This is a genomic window from Bacteroides sp. D1, assembly GCF_000157095.2.
GTDB classification, from domain to species: Bacteria; Bacteroidota; Bacteroidia; order Bacteroidales; family Bacteroidaceae; genus Bacteroides; species Bacteroides xylanisolvens.
Window position 1 is genome coordinate 19,842 of sequence record NZ_JH114330.1, and the last position, 18,773, is coordinate 38,614.

An 18,773-nucleotide genomic window follows, 5' to 3' on the forward strand; every position below is an offset into this window, starting at 1 on the left:
TAGTTTTTGATGACTTACGCCATCTGTTATTAATTGATTTTATATTCTCACATTTATTCAAATATCACTTTCGAGCGGCAAACAACTTCGTTGCCATTCTTCTTCACTTCTACGTGAAACTCGTTTGCGTTCACTTCATCGCAGAAGAAAGAGAGTTCATCACCAAAATAGCTTTCCGCCACATACGCCATTTCAAAACGACGGATACGTTTGGTCTTATACAATTCAATCGGGAACAAATCAAGGATATGCTCGATGTAACGGATGCTGTTTACATGACCGTTGATATCTATATCACTGTATTTTGCCGTCAGGGTAGCTATCGGCTGATCGCTTGTCACTTTGATGCGTGAAGGCTTTTCAATCGGGCAAGGCTCATCACAGACATAGTCTACGATACTTCCCCCATGCAAAGTCAACAAGTCGGCAGGCTTGCGGGTATTAAGATTAATCATTGCCCATACGGAACGTGCGTAGCCAATCTTCTTCCCATCCTTATCAATAATAGCAAAATTACGGTCCGTAAACAAGCGGTAGACATTTTCCACCCACGTCTGAACCGAGAAATTCTCATACTGATAAGGCATTTCATCCAACTCAATAGCCAGACGTGAAAGCACCCATGTGTAATTGTCCTCATTCAGCGTTGCAATACCAAAACCACGGTCATTGGCGTGAAAACCTGCACAATTCAGCAGATGATTTCCCAGTACCCCCATAGTCAGACGTCCGTTGAAGTCAACATGGAACGGTTCTGCCACAAACTGATAAGTCCCTATTCTATTTTCTTCATTCATTATTCTTATTGGTTTTTACTTTGGTTATACATAGCTTCCCGTCCATCGAGAAACTCATTCACCCGTTCAAAACAGCTGGTAGTAATCGCTACACGTCCCGAACGAACAAACTGCAAAACACAATTCAAAGCCTTCAGTTCACCATAGAGCGAAGTTATATCTTCGCTCATTCCATTTTTCTCGACAATGGAAAATACCGGATTGACTTCCACTATACGTGCATTGTATCTACGGATCAGCTTGGATGCTTCCGGATTCTCCTGAAAAGCAGGAGTAGACACCTTATATAATGCAATCTCGTGGAAATAAATTTCATCCTCTGTGAAATAATGTGCCTGAATCACGTCGATCTTCTTTTCGATCTGTTTCACTACCTTCTCAATGATGTCCTTATCAGTCCAGGCTGTTATTGTATACTTATGTACACCTTTAATAGAAGAAGCAGATACATTCAGACTCTCAATATTTATTTGCCGACGGGTAAATACAGCAGTTACCTGATTCAGCAACCCGGCTATATTCTCCGAATGAACAATGATTGTATATAACGTTTTATCACTCATAACTCTAATTTTTTAAATGCGAACCCTCAACTCTCCATTCTCAACTCTCAACTTCTCCTAGCACTCCAGCAACATCTGGTTTACCGAACCACCTGGAGGAGTCATCGGCAAAACATTGCCTTCTTCCACCACGCAAGCTTCGAGCAGGAACGGACCGTCCGTTGCCAGCATTTCAGCAATAGCTTCCTTCAGTTCTTCACGAGTGAAAGCACGTTTGGAAGGAATATCATAAGCCGAGGCCACTTTCATATAATCCGGATTCAACATCGGGGTAAACGAATAGCGACGGTTGAAAAACATAGCTTGCCACTGACGTACGTTTCCGAGGTAATTATTGTTCAGGCAGATAATCTTCACCGGAGCCTTCTGCTCCATAATCGTACCCAGTTCCTGAATATTCATTTGCAGTCCGCCATCTCCCATAAATACGCATACGGTACGTTCCGGTGCTCCGAAAGTTGCCCCGATAGCTGCGGGAAGCCCGAAGCCCATTGTTCCAAGTCCTCCGGAAGTAATGATACTGCGTTCTTTCGTATATTTAAAGTAGCGTGCAGATATCATCTGATTTTGACCTACATCTGTTACCAAAACAGCTTCATGGTGAGTAGCGTCACTTACCGCACGTACCACTTCCCCCATACTCAACGAGTTTGTGGCAGGATGAAGTTCAGGACGGATTACTTTTTCCTCCTCTACTTTCTCATATTCTTTGAAGCTATCAATCCATTCGGTATGAGTGTGCTTTTTCAGAAGTTTCGTCACAGAAGCCAGTGTTTCCTTGCAATCTCCCAATACAGCTACATCTACCTTTACATTCTTATTAACTTCCGCAGGATCGATATCAAAATGAATCACTTTTGCCTGTTTGGCATAAGTAGCCAAATTACCGGTCACACGGTCGTCAAAACGCATACCGACAGCAATCAGCACATCACATTTATTGGTATTGATATTCGGTCCCAGATTGCCGTGCATACCCAACATACCTTTATTCAACGGATGTTCTGTTGGCAAAGCCGAAAGCCCGAGCAGCGTACAACCCGCAGGCATATCCGCTTTTTCGATAAACTCGCGCAATTCGCTCTGTGCATTTCCCAGTTCAACACCTTGTCCAACCAATACAAGCGGACGTTCAGCGTTATTAATCAGTTCGGCAGCAGCCTGTACAGACTCCTCGTCCGTATCGGGAACAGGAACATAGCTACGGATAAAATCGACTTTCGTCGGTTCGTATTTCGTTTTCTCTACTTGCGCATTTTTGGCAAAGTCCAGTACCACCGGCCCCGGACGACCACTACGAGCAATGTAAAACGCACGTGCTACCGCCCAGGCTACATCTTCCGCACGGCGAATCTGATAACTCCATTTAGTGATTGGCTGGGTGATACCTACCAAGTCAACTTCCTGAAAAGCATCCGTCCCAAGAAAGCCTGTTCCGACCTGTCCGGCAATCACTACGATAGGCGTACTATCGATCATCGCATCCGCAATGCCTGTTACCGTATTGGTTGCTCCGGGACCGCTCGTCACCAGGCAAACACCTACATCACCCGATACACGGGCATAACCCTGTGCGGCATGGGCAGCTCCCTGTTCGTGACGAACCAAGATATGATTCAATATATTTTGATGATCGTACAAGGCATCGAATACCGGCATAATAGAACCACCGGGGTAACCAAAGATGGTAGTCACTCCCTGATGTTCCAAGGAGCGCATCAAAGCCTCTGCACCTGTTATTAAATCTTTCATATTAGTTGATAGTTGATAAATGATAAATGATAGTTGAGAAATGACAGTTGAAAATGAATGGTTTACAATCATTGCGCTAAGTGCTGCGCAGCTAACTATTACCTATCAACTATCACCAACTATATTATATAATTCTCACTGCTCCCTTATCGGCAGAGCTTACCATGCTGGCATACGCCTTCAGGCTCTTCGGTACATAACGGTCACGAGTAACAGGAGTCATCGGACGGGCCGCCAGTTCTTCATCCGTCAGTCGCACGTTAATCTTCCGGGCCGGAATATCGATTTCGATAATGTCTCCGTCTACAATTTTTCCGATATTGCCTCCAGCTGCCGCTTCAGGAGAAATATGTCCGATACTCAATCCGGAAGTTCCACCGCTGAAACGTCCGTCGGTAATCAAAGCACATTCTTTTCCGAGATGACGGGATTTTATATAAGAGGTAGGATAAAGCATTTCCTGCATACCGGGACCACCCTTCGGACCTTCGTGCGTGATGACGACGACGTCACCACTGACGACTCGACCTCCGAGGATACCTTCACAGGCTGCTTCTTGCGAATCAAATACTTTGGCAGGTCCGGTAAACTTCCAGATACTTTCGTCTACACCTGCTGTTTTTACTACACAACCATCTTGAGCAATATTGCCTTTCAATACGGCCAGTCCGCCGTCTTTGCTGTAAGCATGTTCCAAGTCACGGATACATCCGTTTGCACGGTCCTTATCCAGTTCCTTATAGTACATACCTTGTGAACCAAGTACGAGATTGAATTTATTTCCGGCTGCGCTCGAATATTTCTTAATTGCTTTTTCGCTTACATTCGGGCTGGTGATTGAATATTCGTTAATGGCTTCTGCCAGTGACATTCCATCTACCCGGCGAACGGATGTATCTATCAAACCTCCCTTTGCCAGTTCGTCCATAATGGCAATGATACCACCGGCACGGTTTACATCTTGAATATGATATTTCTGTGTATTGGGAGCCACCTTGCAGAGACAAGGAGCCTTGCGGGAAAGCATGTCGATATCATCCATCTTGAAGTCTACCTCTGCTTCGTGAGCAACGGCCAACAAGTGAAGAACCGTATTGGTAGATCCCCCCATTGCTATATCCAGCGTCATGGCGTTCAGGAAAGCCTGACGGGTAGCGATGCTACGGGGAAGTACACTTTCGTCTCCTTCTTCATAATATAATTTTGCATTTTTCACGATCAGTTCCGCAGCGTCTTTGAAAAGTTGCGTACGATTTTCGTGTGTCGCTACAATGGTTCCGTTGCCGGGAAGAGCCAGTCCGATTGCTTCATTCAGGCAGTTCATCGAGTTGGCGGTAAACATACCGGAGCAGCATCCGCAAGTAGGACAAGCATTTTGCTCGATATTCGCTACTTCCTGATCGCTAACACTTTCGTCGGCCGATTTAATCATCGCATCGATCAAATCCAGGTGCTGGCCATTCCATTCTCCCGCTTCCATCGGACCACCCGATACAAATACGGCAGGAATATTCAGACGCATAGCCGCCATCAACATTCCGGGAGTGATCTTATCGCAATTACTGATACATACCATTGCATCCGCTTTGTGCGCATTAACCATATATTCTACGCTGTCTGCAATGATGTCACGTGAAGGAAGCGAATAAAGCATACCGTCATGTCCCATTGCTATACCGTCGTCGATAGCTATTGTATTGAATTCCGCAGCGAAGCATCCCAGCTTCTCAATCTCTGCCTTCACCAGCTGACCGATTTCATGTAGGTGTACATGCCCCGGGACAAACTGTGTGAACGAATTGACGATAGCGATAATGGGTTTACCCATTTGATTCTTCTTCATGCCGTTGGCTGCCCACAATGCACGGGCTCCCGCCATCCGACGGCCTTGTGTACTAAACGAACTGCGTAATTGCTTTTTCATTTCAATCTATCTTTTAATTAAAGAGCCTTCCTCACACAAGTGAGAAAGGCTCTAAATTCTATCTTTTATGGTACGAACACATACAACACAAAACCTTTCTCACGCTCTTGATGGGACCACCACGACGCGAATAATATGCAGGACTGCTAGGTTAATAGATGTATGTAACATATTCATATCTTCTTTTCTTTATTTTCGTGCTGCAAAGGTAAGGGCTTTTTTATTATATCCAAACAAATCGAAGAAAAAAATCACTTAAAAGCGAATAATTGTAAGAAAAGAGAGGTATTATTTCTCTATTTTATCACTTAAAGGTTAAATTTGCAACTATTATCTAACTGCGCACCTCACTTTCTTTTTCTGACAAAAGCACTTAATAATCTGAAATTTACCCTCCCTATACCAGAGTACAAGCAAATAATTCGTATCTTTGTAGACCCGTATTTACGGGAATTATTAATCAGAAACAAAAAAGATCAGATGGAAACAGTAGAAAACAAGTACATTACCGTTGCATACAAACTATATACAATGGAAGATGGTGAAAAAGAGTTGTTCGAAGAAGCAAAAGCAGAACATCCCTTTCAATTCATTTCAGGATTAGGAACAACACTCGAAGATTTCGAAAATCAGATAACTGCTCTTTCTAAAGGTGATAAATTTGATTTTACCATTCCGGCAGATAAGGCTTACGGACAATATGACGAACAACACGTTATTGACCTCCCCAAAAATATTTTTGAAATAGATGGCAAGTTTGACAGCGAACGTATTAAAGAAGGTAACATCGTACCTTTGATGACTGGTGACGGTCAGCGCGTAAATGCCAGCGTAGTAGAAATCAAACCGGATGTTGTAGTAGTTGACCTCAATCACCCGTTGGCTGGTGCCGACCTGATTTTCGAAGGTGAAATACTGGAAAGCCGTCCTGCTACCAACGAAGAAATCCAGGAATTGGTGAAAATGATGAGTGGCGAAGGTGGTTGCGGTTGCGGATGCGACAGCTGCGGTGATGGCTGTGGCGACGACTGCGGTTGCGAAGGCGGACACTGTCATTAATTGAAGTATAAAGTATTAAGTATTAATTCCGTGCGGATATAGCCGGAGTTTTAATACTTAATACTTTTTTTATGCCGTCATTCCGGCTAATACCTAATACTTAATACTTGATACCTAATACTTAAAATCAGCATCCTTTGTGCGTCATGATGTCAAGTACCATTTTATCCGTTTCGTTCATGGCTTGCGAGCCGATTCTTGTCAGGTTATGGATGCTTTGGTCTACATCTTCATCTATAATTCCTTCTACAGAAGTCACACAACGGTTTTCCATTGCCATCATGGCAGACAGTACGGCTGTCGAAACTCCGGTGGTTACCTTCAAAGCACAACTCGGTTTTGCGCCGTCACAAATCATTCCTGTCAGATTGGCAATCATATTTTGAACAGCGAAGGCAACCTGATTGTAGTTTCCTCCCATTAACCAGGTGATTCCACAACTGGAACCTGTGGCAGCTACCACACAACCACACAAAGCAGACAGACGTCCCAAACTTTGTTTGATATATATAACAGTGAGATGGCTAAGCATTAAAGCACGAATCAGTTCTTCTTCACTTTTTCCGTTTTCTTCTGCAAAGACAACGACAGGAAGTGTAGCGGATATCCCCTGATTACCACTGCCGGAATTACTCATTACAGGAATCATAGCACCGGCCATACGGGCGTCGCAGGCAGCCGACGTATAAGAGAGGATATGAGAAAACACGCTATCCCCCATCACTTTATGTTCATAAGTTCCCCGAAGCATTTTCCCTAAAGAATGTCCGTAGTTACCTTTAAAGGCTTGTTCGGCAGCAGCTTTGTTCAAACGGGCTGTGTCAAGGATGAAACGGATTTCATCCAGCGGAGCAGTCAGTGCAAAGTCATATACTTTACGCAAGTTTAGTTCGGGCGAAGCCTCTTCCTCTTTCTCGCTGACTGTCTGTTGCTTGTCGAGCAACGTTTGTTCATTTTTGGCTATATATATAAAGGTAGTATGTCCACCGGCAATGATGGCTTTAGCCGTTTTATCTTCCGTTTTACAGATTACTTCGATATAAAGCTTTTCCGTAATATCTTCTTTTAGAGAAATACAAATCCGTTTTTCTGCGATAAACAGTTTTCCCTGTTCCACCGCTTCCGACGTACAATCTCTCAATACCTCCAACTGATAATCTGATTTGCCAATCAACGCACCCAAAGCAACCGCTATGGGAAGCCCGACCATACCCGTTCCCGGTATTCCGACTCCCATGGCATTCTTTAATATATTAGCACTTAACAGGACTTCTATCTTTTCCGGTTTCGCTCCCAGTGTTTCGGCAGCTTTAGCTACACAAAGTGCTACTGCGATAGGTTCCGTACATCCGATAGCCGGAATGACCTCCTTCTTAATCAATTCTATAATTTGCCTTCTTTCTGATTCAGTCATAGACTTATAAGTTTTGATTCCACAAAAATAGGAAATTCTTTCTTTTCCAACATTCTATAATGAACAAATAAAATCTCATATTGTTATAAAATCTCCCATATACCAAACTTTAACAGAAAGAATTGATAGAAAAATGAAAGCAAAACACGTAATTGTCTATTTGCTACTAGCTATTGTTTCCTCTTCATGCATCCGCGAAGAAGCTCTCAATGCAGAAGCAGACATATTAAGTTGTATACTACCGGGAGTAGCCATGACAACCAGCCCTATTATTAACAATAATTCCATAACTATCTTTGTCGGTCCGGGAACTGATATTTCAGAACTCAAACCTGAATTTACATTGACTCCAGGAGCTACGATCAGTCCACTTAGCGGCACAGAACGAAATTTCAATACCCCACAGGAATATACTGTCACAGCTGCCGACGGTATTTGGAAAAAAGCATATACAGTATCAGTGATCGACACGGAACTTGCCACGAACTATAACTTCGAAGATACACTGGGCGGAAAGAAGTACTACATATTTGTAGAACGCGAAAGAGATAAGGTCGTCATGGAATGGGCCAGCGGAAATGCGGGTTATGCCATGACCGGAGTAGCCAAAACAGCCGATGATTATCCCACTTTCCAAATAACGGACGGAAAAGCCGGCAAATGCCTCTCCTTAGTGACACGCAGTACCGGATTCTTCGGTCAGCTAGCAGGAATGCCTATTGCAGCAGGAAATCTGTTTATCGGTTCTTTCGATGTGAGTAACGCAATGAGCAATCCACTGAAAGCGACTAAATTCGGCCTCCCTTTCCGGCATGTACCCACTTATCTAGCTGGTTATTATAAATACAAAGCAGGAGATCAGTTTACAGAGGGAGGAAAACCTGTGAACGGGAAACGGGACATCTGTGACATATATGCCATCATGTACGAAACCAGTGAATCTGTTCCCACTCTCGACGGAACGAATGCATTCACCAGTCCGAACCTGATTTCAACAGCACGGATTAATAATGCCAAAGAAACGAACGAATGGACTTACTTTAAACTTCCTTTCATCACTCTCCCCGGAAAATTCATTGATAAGGAGAAGCTAAGGGATGGGAAATATAATATAGCCATTGTGTTTACCTCAAGTCTGGAAGGAGATCATTTTAACGGAGCAATCGGAAGTACATTACTGATCGACGAGGCCGAGTTAATCTATCACTCGGAAAATTAGCGGGATTTCGATGAAGGATTTTCCATAACAATACCTCATAATACACTCAAGCAATGTACCCACACAAAACGTGCACATTATCAAACGAACGGAATTAAATAACTTTATAACAACCATAATGATGAAAATCTATCCGTATATATTCAGTTTATTAGCCTGTATAGGAATAGCTCTCCCCGGCTATTCACAGGTAGACCGAAATGAAACGCTGATCCGTTCCGCCCTTCACGGACTGGAATATGAAATCAAAGCAGGTTTCAGCATTGGCGGCACAGCCCCGCTTCCCCTTCCGGTAGAAATCCGTTCGATTGACGGATATAACCCGACACTGGCCATCAGCATAGGGGGCGAAGTAACCAAATGGATTGCCGTTCAGAACAAACTCGGAATCATAGTCGGACTCCGGCTCGAAAACAAAGCAATGACCACCGAAGCCACCGTAAAAAATTACAACATGGAAATTCTCGGACAAGGAGGTGAAAGAATCAGCGGAGTATGGACGGGCGGAGTGAAAACCAAAGTACATACCGCCGGACTGACTATACCTCTAATGGCTACCTACAAACTAAGTAACCGATGGAACATCAAAGCCGGACCTTATTTCTCGTATCTGCTTTCAAGAGAATTTTCAGGTCATGTATACGAAGGATATTTGCGGGAAGATGATCCCACCGGTCCGAAAGTAGAATTTACCGACGGCAAAATTGCAACCTACGATTTCTCGGACGACTTGAGACATTTCCAGTGGGGATTACAGGTGGGAGCCGGATGGCGAGCTTTCAAGCACCTCAATGTGTATGCTGATCTCACCTGGGGATTGAACGATATATTTAAAAGCGATTTTAATACAATCACTTTTGCAATGTATCCTATCTATTTGAATATAGGTTTTGGGTACGCATTTTAAGTCTCACCACAGATTACACAGATTAACACAGATTGATTTATATTGATAGTCTATGACTTATAAATCAATCTGTGTTAATCTGTGTAATCTGTGGTGAATAAGGAATTAATTTCCACCAGACTCCGCCACCTGTTTCACTCCGGAATAGGTCACTTTTACAGTCTGTTGCAATGTAGACACTTTCACGTTAATGGTCATGTCTGCATTTCCATCTTCTACCGTTCCCGTAACAGTTACAGGACAGGTACCCAAAGCAGCGGCATTTCCCTCAAACGTAAGGTCTTGCTGTCCGGTAAATGTAGACACCCCTTCCCCCTTCTTCACTTCGCACTTATCAACAACAATATCTCCAAATTTCAGGATCTGTTGGTTGATAAACAGTTCAAACTCCTTCAATTCAATCTTCACTTCCGTATTGCTGACTTGCGAGAGAGTGATAAACTTCTCTATTCCATCTCCTATGACAATTTCCTGGTCAGAACCATCCGGTATCATGGATATATCCAGATTTCCCCAATACGTTCCGACTACATCCGGAGCCGTTATCGCAGCTTCCTCTTCAGGAGGATTCCCATTATTCTTGTTATCACTGTCGTCATCGTCACTGCTACAAGCAGCAAAGAAAGTAAGAGAGCAGACCAATGCCAATAAATACAATAGATTCTTTTTCATACGTCTTTGGTTTAGTTATTATAATAAATTTCGTCCCTTATAAACTAAAAAGAAGAAAAAAGGTTCAATATGCTTCCTTTTTCGAAGATATTTCGAGTTCACAACTTTCTTATCGAAAACTTTGTTATATTTGCATATAGTAATTTTAAAAAAGCCACAACTATGTTTAATTCATTTGGCAATATCTTTCGGCTCACAAGTTTCGGTGAGTCTCATGGAAAAGGAGTTGGAGGAGTGATTGACGGATTTCCGGCAGGAATTGTCATCGACGAAGAATTTGTACAACAAGAACTTAATCGCCGCCGTCCGGGACAATCCATTCTTACCACTGCACGTAAAGAAGCTGATAAAGTTGAGTTTCTTTCAGGCATTTTTGAAGGGAAATCCACCGGATGCCCTATTGGTTTTATCGTTTGGAATGAAAACCAACACTCCAATGACTACAACAATCTGAAAAATGTATATCGTCCTTCACACGCTGATTACACGTACACAGTGAAGTACGGAATCCGTGACCACCGTGGCGGCGGACGTTCTTCCGCACGCGAAACGATTTCGCGCGTGGTAGCCGGTGCATTGGCTAAGTTAGCGCTTCGTCAACTGGGCATCAGCATCACAGCTTACACTTCACAGGTAGGTCCTATCAAGCTGGAGGGTACTTACTCGGATTACGACCTCGATTTAATAGAAACAAACGATGTACGTTGTCCAGACCCGGAAAAAGCAAAAGAAATGGCAGACCTTATATATAAGGTGAAAGGAGAAGGTGACACCATCGGCGGCACACTGACCTGCGTCATCAAGGGATGCCCCATCGGACTTGGACAACCTGTTTTCGGCAAACTCCATGCTGCCTTGGGCAACGCCATGTTAAGCATCAATGCTGCCAAAGCATTCGAATACGGCGAAGGATTCAAAGGACTAAAAATGAAAGGTTCCGAACAGAACGATGTTTTCTATAATAACAACGGACGCATCGAGACACATACCAACCACTCCGGAGGTATCCAGGGAGGATTGAGTAATGGTCAGGATATTTATTTCCGTGTAGTATTCAAACCGATTGCAACGTTGCTGATGGAACAGGAAACCGTCAACATTGATGGTATCGACACCACCCTGAAAGCACGCGGACGCCATGACGCTTGTGTACTGCCCCGTGCCGTGCCTATCGTGGAAGCAATGGCCGCCATGACTATACTTGATTATTACTTACTGGATAAAACGACACAACTGTAATGAACGAAATTCAGAAATACATAATAGCGCACGAACCGGAAATGATGAATGACCTGTTCAGTCTCATCCGTATCCCCAGTATCAGTGCTCTGCCGGAGCATCACGATGATATGCTGGCTTGTGCAGAACGCTGGGCGCAGTTGTTACTTGAAGCTGGAGCAGACGAAGCATTGGTGATGCCCTCAAAGGGCAATCCGATTGTTTTCGCTCAAAAGATGGTCGACCCGGACGCAAAGACCGTATTGGTTTATGCTCATTACGATGTAATGCCGGCCGAACCGCTGGAACTTTGGAAGAGCCAACCATTTGAACCGGAAATACGGAACGGATATATCTGGGCGCGTGGAGCAGATGACGACAAAGGACAATCATTCATCCAGGTGAAAGCGTTCGAGTATCTCGTCAAAAACGGATTGCTGAAGAATAATGTAAAATTCATCTTCGAAGGTGAAGAAGAAATAGGCTCACCCAGCCTGGAAGCTTTCTGCGAAGAGCACAAAGAGTTGCTGAAGGCAGATGTCATCCTTGTCTCAGATACGAGTATGCTGGGAGCTGAACTTCCGTCTTTAACAACCGGTCTTCGCGGACTGGCTTATTGGGAAATAGAAGTGACTGGGCCGAACCGTGATTTACACTCCGGACATTTCGGCGGTGCGGTGGCTAATCCCATCAACACACTTTGCCAGATTATCAGCAAGGTGACGGATGCTGACGGACGGATTACCGTTCCCGGATTCTATGACGATGTGGAAGAAGTTCCGCAAGCCGAACGGGAAATGATTGCGCATATTCCTTTTGACGAAAAGAAATACAAAGAAGCAATCGGCGTAAAAGAGCTTTTCGGAGAAAAAGGATACAGCACATTAGAACGTAACAGCTGTCGTCCGTCTTTTGACGTATGTGGCATTTGGGGCGGATATACGGGAGAAGGTTCTAAAACCGTACTTCCTTCAAAGGCGTATGCCAAAGTTTCCTGCCGATTAGTTCCGCATCAGGATCATCATAAGATTTCGCAGATGTTTGCAGAGTATATTTCAAGCATTGCTCCGGAAACTGTTCAGGTGAAAGTGACTCCAATGCATGGAGGACAAGGATACGTATGCCCGATTTCGCTTTCTGCTTATCAGGCTGCCGAAAAAGGCTTTGAAATTGCTTTCGGAAAGAAACCGCTGGCAGTACGCCGTGGTGGTAGTATTCCTATCATTTCTACTTTTGAACAAGTCTTGGGAATCAAAACTGTATTGATGGGATTCGGTTTGGAATCAGACGCCATCCATTCACCAAACGAAAACTTTTCACTGGATATTTTCCGTAAAGGGATAGAGGCAGTCATTGAATTTCATCAGGAGTATGCCAGACGATAAAGCGGACAGACAAAAAGTCTAATTACAAACGGTATATAAAAAAGAGCGATGGACAAGTGTATGATTACAAACCCGTCCACCGCTCTTTTTATATATTTACAGATACCAACAAATTACATAACCGGAGTCTGGAAAAGGAAAGTAAACGATTGACTGTCTTTCAAATCCTTCACTGCATCACCTGCATAAATCTCTCCCTTTGCCAGAGACAATTTCTTAATCCCTGCTTTCGGACTAAAATCTATTTTCTTCAGGTCCAGCCAAAACATATTTGGTGTCAAAGTAGATTCGAAATAATACACTTTATTCTTCTGATCGGAAACGGAACGCCAACGGGTAGAAGAAATATAAGGCTTTTCCGGCGTATTAATACCAAATGGCACGGAAACATTACGCATCACACTCAATACACTGGGAACTGCAATTTTTGCATCAGCAGTTTGCGGAATGGCATGAATGTAGAAAGAAGCCCTGACAAAGCGGTCACTCGCACGATTTGTTCCCGGTAGCATCTGTAAGCCACCAATTTCTTTCCAATAATCATTAATAGCCAATTGATAGTCATATCGGGGAGAATTTGTCATCACCCGGTATTCTTTCCCTTCGTGAATACTTAATTTTCCATCCAAATATTCCAATACAGCCGTATTCCCAGTTTCATCGGTTATAGCCAGATGCAAGGTAGATTCCGGTCCCCCATTCGGCATACGGGGAGCATCAATCCGGAAAGTCTCTTTTTTCAGTTCATCCACGGCTTCGCGTACCGTAGCAAAGTTATCAAGCACATACTGTGTCCAAATGCTGATTCCCATTGCCGGACGGGTATCACCGGGAAGAGAGTAAATAGATTCCGGTAAGAAAAGCAGACTCGCCACCAATCCTTTCTCGTTCATTCCATCGCAAGTACCAATATCATATCCTGTGGCAATTACACTTCCGTATTTGGCAGTCCAGTTCACCGTTTTATCCTTGTTATGTCCCGCACGCTGAATACCACGTGGAAACACATAGATATTCGTCATGATATCTTCTTTCCAGTCCATGGTACGCCCCGTTATCACCATCTGATCAGGACCTATGTATACTGCACGCGTACATGCTTCCACAGGCTGTATACTCCCCAAAGAGACGGCAGCCAACACCAATGCAACTCCTACTAATCTTTTCTTCATATTCTTTCTATTTAAATAATTGATACTCTCATTTTATAAATAACAAATATGCCACGATTATTGCCTACAAGAAAGATGATTTTAATGAAAAAAAAGAATTTATTCAGTGAATGAGGAAGTTTTTGGTTTTCGACGCATGATAGTTATCATCGCAGAACTCATTTCTAGCGATAGATATTAAATAAATGAAAAGGATATGCATAAAGTATTACGCGGAGGCAGTTATTACACCTTCGAGAAATACTGTAAAGTCACCAGCCGTTATGGAGTGACCCCACAACGGTGGGATATTGATTACGGGTTGCGGTTAGTAGTGTCTCTCTAACTTATGTATAAATGTTAAGTCGGCTTATTAATCGGCCAATCTATAAAGCTCATATCCTCCCAATGCCAGTATGTAGGGCAGATTATAAATTACATCAGCATCCTTCTCTACCTCCTCGGGATACTTTTGTAGTAATTCGCTGAAAGGCATAATAAGAGGATGTTGCAAAAATACCTTATCCTTCACCTTAGCACGTCTCCAGCCGGCCACCGTACGCTCGGCATTCCATCGGTACTTCTCCATGCGTACTAACAGATACAAAACTTGAGCTGGCAGATCTTCATTGAACATAGATTCGGATATGTGTGCCGGTGAGTGGTCACTCCGTCTGATGCCGTAGCCCAGTGTGCGACAAAATACACTATAGGCATCCAGCTGATAGCGGTTAGCCCAACGCAACGGCTCGCTTAGTTTATTCCACAAATACTGCGCCTGGTGGTTCATCAAAATAAAGTCGGCAGAATGGTTACCATAGGATTCATACATCTTCTTCAATACCTCTTTTTGTTTGAGGCTTTCATCAGCATAACAACAATCGTATAAGTAGTTCACATACAAAGCCAGTTTATCTTGCAAGATGTTTTTCTTTATTCCCCTGTCTACCATACCAAACACCTTGACATAGCGATAGCGTCCCTTCTCGTCGTCCACCATCGACGACAAATCATTATTAAACTCCTGACGGATTAGCACACGACACTGATACTGATAAACTTCATGTGGTAAGTTGAGTCCTAATGAAAGACTCAAATCAGGATCATGCACACAAATGGCCACTGTAAGCATACAATGCTTATTTTGTGCCCACTGCTGCAGGCGGGTACGCATAGCAGTACTGCAAATATCATCATGGCAATATTCCACCTCAATATCATCTATTTGGCTCTCTATATAGGGGAATTGAGCTTTGAAGTAGTCTTTCTGTGCCTCCATCTCGCGATCCACTAAAGTGATACGGGTACGTATACGTTCATCTGCAGGCAGACGGTCATCATAATTGGCATAATGACAGATACGCAATGCTTCGAGTAGCAACGAACGTCCCACTCGGTTGAATCCCACGATAACCAGATGCACATAGTCTTGACTGGTAGCACTCCAACTTCCATCAGGTTGTTGTGTAATGCTTATGGGGCGATAATCCAGCGGATCATAACGCCTTTCACAATCAGCTCCATAAAGGCTCCATAGCTGCCGGGCCAAGTTTTCATGGAGATTAAAGGGCCGAAAGAAAATATTAGGCTTGCCTTCTATACAAAAGACTTCGGGCGGCAGATTCATTTTCTGTATGTTAGAATACGAAGGGATGCTATCAAACTGTACATACACAGGCATCATCTTACCATCATAACATTTACCACGCAGAGTACTTACCAAGTGCACAATAGCTATATTTTTAGCATCGCGCCCGTAACGTTCTTCATCACCCAGCACATATACTTCAATAGCACTCTCTATGTTCAACCGCTGAAGTTCTTCGATCGACTCAATGTTGCCAAAGTAAACAAGCACTTGTCGCTCAACTTCAACAGGCAGGGCCGACTGTATACGATGCCGCACCGTTGCCGACTCCATACCGCTCATCAGCAAAATACGTGCCGAAGGACATTCGTCATACAGTTCACGTATCATATTGATAGACAATTCGTTGAATCCGATCAGTACATAATGATTTTTTATATTACGGTAGGTCATTCGCCCCGCGTATACCACTCCCACACGCCGCTCTATAATATTAGAGATAGTAGAGATGAGCACACCGCCCAGTAAAACGGATCCCGAAATGCTGATAAGCCCCACTAATATCCTGTTAGGCCAGGCAGTCTCTTCTATTTGGTTACCGGGATCGACAAAGTTGTTGTACACTGCCCAGAGCCTTTCTCCCCATTCCTCGTGTCCATGCAATTGGATGGAAAAGAGCATCGCGATAATAAAAAAGATAGCCAGCGCCGTAGCAATGGTAACGAGTAGCAAGGTGAGCTGTGACTTGATACCGCCCGAAATGGTGCGATCTATATACTCTTGCGAGAATATCTTCTTGTAGTAGTTTGCAAAACGGTTCATAGTAGTCCATATAGATTTATGTACAAATATAGTGTATTTTTCTATAAATCAAGTAGTTTTCCACTAAACTATTTCAGCCATACACTTTACCTTGTTACTGTGCGGAAAATTAGAAATTCTTCCGGAAAGTACATCCATTTCTCCATTCCGAACACCCGTAAGCAGTCTTCCCTTTAATGATGGTTCCTTTACCACAAAGTGGACAGGGTTGACCTACAAACGCATCTACCTCACCTGCCGTAGAAGGAGTTGAAGCTGCCATGGCCACCGGAGCAGGAGAACCGGGCGAATCAGTCTTCACTTCATTCGTCGTTTTTTCCGCTTTTGGTTTCTTTTCTTTCGGTGTACTCGGTTTTCGTTCACGCTTTTTAGGTTCTTTCTTCTCTTTCTCTTCGGCTTTTGCAGCAACTGCGTCCTGAATAGTTATGCGTCGATTCGTATTATCAGAAAGTACACTCATTACGATCTCTGAAACCATCTGCTTTAGTTCTTCGAGGAACTGGCGGGCATCGTATGTTTTCTTTTCAATCTCACGCAACTTCTTTTCCCAAATACCTGTCAATTCTGCCGATTTCAATAATTCTTCGTGAATAAGCTGCACCAACTCCACTCCTGTCGGGGTGGCAATCAGGTTCTTTCTTTCCTTACGGATATAATTTCGCTTGAACAACGTCTCAATGATTGCAGCACGGGTAGACGGACGACCGATACCATTCTCTTTCAAAGCATCGCGAAGTTCATCATTGTCCACCAGTTTTCCGGCTGTTTCCATTGCACGAAGCAAGGTTGCTTCAGTATAAGGTCTGGGCGGCTGTGTCCATTTTTCATTCAGGTCCGGAATATGAGGACCACTTTCACCCTTCACAAAAGCAGGAAGTACATTTTCATCCTCTTCCTCTTTTTCTTCAGTAGGGTCTTTTACTTCCTTGGCAAACACGACACGCCATCCCGGTTCCAGAATTTGTTTTCCGGTTACCCGAAACTCTATCTTATCCACTTCTCCCATTACGGTGGTAGTAGAAATTTTACAGTCCGGATAGAACACGGCTATAAAACGACGGGCTATCAAGTCGTAGACACGACGTTCCATATCCGTCAAGTTTTGAGCATAGACTCCGGTTGGGATAATGGCATGGTGATCCGTCACTTTCGAGTTGTCAAATACCTTTTTTGATTTAAGAAGTGTAGTGCCAGCTAACGGAGCTGTCAAGACTTCGTAATCACGGAGTCCTTTCAGGATAGCAGGACATTTCGGATAAATATCATCGCTCAAGAAAGTGGTATCCACACGCGGATAGGTAGCCACTTTCTTCTCATAAAGAGACTGGATCAGTTTCAGTGTTTCATCGGCCGAATAAGCGAATTTCTTGTTACATTCTACCTGAAGGGAAGTCAAATCGAACAAACGTGGAGCGTATTCCTTCCCGTCTTTCTTGCCGACATTGGTGACTACAAAAGGTAGGTCTTTAATACGTTCTACCAATGCTTCGCCTTCTTCCCGGTTGGCAATAGGGTCGATGCCCGGGTTATCTATTTTCTTTTTTCCGCCGTTCTTTTCCTCTTCCGCGGCAATTTCTTCATCACTTTTGCGAATGAGTGCAGAGAAAGTGGTATTACGATAGTTTGTTTTCAGTTCCCAATATTGTTTGGGTTCAAAATTGGCTATCTCCAATTGACGGTTGACAATCAATGCCAGCGTCGGTGTCTGTACACGACCGATAGAGAGCACCTGTTTGTTTTGACCGTATTTAAGGGTATAAAGACGGGTAGCGTTCATTCCCAACAGCCAATCACCCATCGCACGGGAAAGACCGGCTTCGTAAAGTGATTGAAATTCAGCTTGGTCTTTCAGTTTCGAGAATCCTTCACGAATAGCTTCTTCCGTCAACGAAGAAATCCACAGGCGCTTCACCGGACAGCGTGCGCCAGCTTTTTGCATCACCCAGCGCTGAATCAATTCTCCCTCCTGCCCGGCATCACCGCAATTGATGATTTCATCCGCATTCTGCATCAGCCACTCTATCACATGAAACTGCTTCTCAATACCCGGATCATGCCCAATCAGCTTGATACCGAAACGTGGCGGAATCATCGGCAGACTGCTCAAGCTCCATGATTTCCAGTTAGGGGTGTATTCATGTGGCTCCTTCAGGGTACAAAGATGCCCGAATGTCCAGGTCACCTGGTATCCGTTTCCTTCTATATATCCTTCTTTTCTGGTATGAGCGCCGAGTACTTCGGCTATATCACGTGCTACAGACGGCTTTTCGGCTATGCAAACTATCATTTTTTCTCTTCTTGT

General features: G+C 43.8%; 14 protein-coding genes and 1 pseudogene. 6 read left to right on the forward strand and 9 right to left on the reverse strand.

Annotated elements, in window-relative coordinates:
- Window positions 1–53: 53 nt before the first annotated feature.
- The 4 genes from BSAG_RS22370 to ilvD all read right to left on the reverse strand — a co-directional run bounded on the left by BSAG_RS22370 (window position 54) and on the right by ilvD (window position 5,036).
- Window positions 54–797 carry an acyl-[acyl-carrier-protein] thioesterase gene (locus BSAG_RS22370; RefSeq protein WP_008015591.1) on the reverse strand — a complete coding sequence of 248 codons (744 nt, stop codon included), beginning with the start codon at window positions 795–797 and terminating at the stop codon, window positions 54–56.
- Between the two features lie 5 nt (window positions 798–802).
- The gene (gene ilvN / locus BSAG_RS22365) at window positions 803–1,360 is read right to left on the reverse strand and encodes an acetolactate synthase small subunit (protein WP_004299476.1); all 558 of its coding nucleotides are present in this window, start codon (window positions 1,358–1,360) and stop codon (window positions 803–805) included.
- 57 nt (window positions 1,361–1,417) lie between these two features.
- Entirely contained in the window at window positions 1,418–3,112 is a 1,695-nt protein-coding gene (ilvB, locus tag BSAG_RS22360) for a biosynthetic-type acetolactate synthase large subunit (RefSeq protein ID WP_004313582.1), read from the reverse strand.
- A 124-nt stretch (window positions 3,113–3,236) separates the two neighbouring features.
- Window positions 3,237–5,036 carry a dihydroxy-acid dehydratase gene (ilvD, locus tag BSAG_RS22355; protein WP_004312414.1) on the reverse strand — a complete coding sequence of 600 codons (1,800 nt, stop codon included), beginning with the start codon at window positions 5,034–5,036 and terminating at the stop codon, window positions 3,237–3,239.
- Between the two features lie 480 nt (window positions 5,037–5,516).
- Here ilvD and BSAG_RS22350 point away from each other — a divergent pair, with 480 nt between their 5' ends.
- Window positions 5,517–6,095 (forward strand): peptidylprolyl isomerase, encoded by a 579-nt coding sequence (locus BSAG_RS22350; RefSeq protein WP_004313581.1) that lies wholly within the window; start codon window positions 5,517–5,519, stop codon window positions 6,093–6,095.
- A gap of 127 nt (window positions 6,096–6,222) precedes the next feature.
- On the opposite strand, the gene BSAG_RS22345 is transcribed toward BSAG_RS22350, so the two are convergent.
- A complete protein-coding gene (locus tag BSAG_RS22345; protein ID WP_004313580.1) occupies window positions 6,223–7,509 on the reverse strand; it encodes a serine dehydratase subunit alpha family protein in 1,287 nt (428 codons plus the stop codon).
- 133 nt (window positions 7,510–7,642) lie between these two features.
- On the opposite strand from BSAG_RS22345, the gene BSAG_RS22340 reads away from it, so the two are divergent.
- Window positions 7,643–8,728 (forward strand): PCMD domain-containing protein, encoded by a 1,086-nt coding sequence (locus tag BSAG_RS22340; protein WP_004313579.1) that lies wholly within the window; start codon window positions 7,643–7,645, stop codon window positions 8,726–8,728.
- Between the two features lie 121 nt (window positions 8,729–8,849).
- Window positions 8,850–9,635 (forward strand): porin family protein, encoded by a 786-nt coding sequence (locus BSAG_RS22335; RefSeq protein WP_008997271.1) that lies wholly within the window; start codon window positions 8,850–8,852, stop codon window positions 9,633–9,635.
- Between the two features lie 105 nt (window positions 9,636–9,740).
- Here BSAG_RS22335 and BSAG_RS22330 read toward each other — a convergent pair whose 3' ends face one another.
- Window positions 9,741–10,307, reverse strand: a complete 567-nt coding sequence (locus BSAG_RS22330; RefSeq protein ID WP_004313577.1) for a calycin-like domain-containing protein — start codon at window positions 10,305–10,307, stop codon at window positions 9,741–9,743.
- Window positions 10,308–10,469: 162 nt separating this feature from the next.
- Here BSAG_RS22330 and aroC point away from each other — a divergent pair, with 162 nt between their 5' ends.
- The gene (gene aroC / locus BSAG_RS22325) at window positions 10,470–11,546 is read left to right on the forward strand and encodes a chorismate synthase (RefSeq protein WP_004313576.1); all 1,077 of its coding nucleotides are present in this window, start codon (window positions 10,470–10,472) and stop codon (window positions 11,544–11,546) included.
- The gene (locus BSAG_RS22320) at window positions 11,546–12,910 is read left to right on the forward strand and encodes a dipeptidase (protein WP_004313575.1); all 1,365 of its coding nucleotides are present in this window, start codon (window positions 11,546–11,548) and stop codon (window positions 12,908–12,910) included. The genes aroC and BSAG_RS22320 overlap by 1 nt, the downstream gene beginning before the upstream one ends.
- Before the next feature lie 113 nt (window positions 12,911–13,023).
- On the opposite strand, the gene BSAG_RS22315 is transcribed toward BSAG_RS22320, so the two are convergent.
- The gene (locus BSAG_RS22315; RefSeq protein ID WP_004313574.1) at window positions 13,024–14,082 is read right to left on the reverse strand and encodes a linear amide C-N hydrolase; all 1,059 of its coding nucleotides are present in this window, start codon (window positions 14,080–14,082) and stop codon (window positions 13,024–13,026) included.
- 181 nt (window positions 14,083–14,263) lie between these two features.
- Here BSAG_RS22315 and BSAG_RS25875 point away from each other — a divergent pair.
- Window positions 14,264–14,407, forward strand: a pseudogene (locus BSAG_RS25875) (formylglycine-generating enzyme family protein); the annotation flags it as partial.
- A gap of 27 nt (window positions 14,408–14,434) precedes the next feature.
- Here BSAG_RS25875 and BSAG_RS22310 read toward each other — a convergent pair.
- Together BSAG_RS22310 and BSAG_RS22305 are read right to left on the reverse strand one after the other, a co-directional pair.
- Window positions 14,435–16,471: a hypothetical protein gene (locus BSAG_RS22310; RefSeq protein WP_004313572.1), complete on the reverse strand. Its 2,037-nt coding sequence runs from the start codon at window positions 16,469–16,471 to the stop codon at window positions 14,435–14,437.
- A 109-nt stretch (window positions 16,472–16,580) separates the two neighbouring features.
- Window positions 16,581–18,758 (reverse strand): DNA topoisomerase 3, encoded by a 2,178-nt coding sequence (locus tag BSAG_RS22305; protein WP_004313571.1) that lies wholly within the window; start codon window positions 18,756–18,758, stop codon window positions 16,581–16,583.
- Window positions 18,759–18,773: the final 15 nt, after the last annotated feature.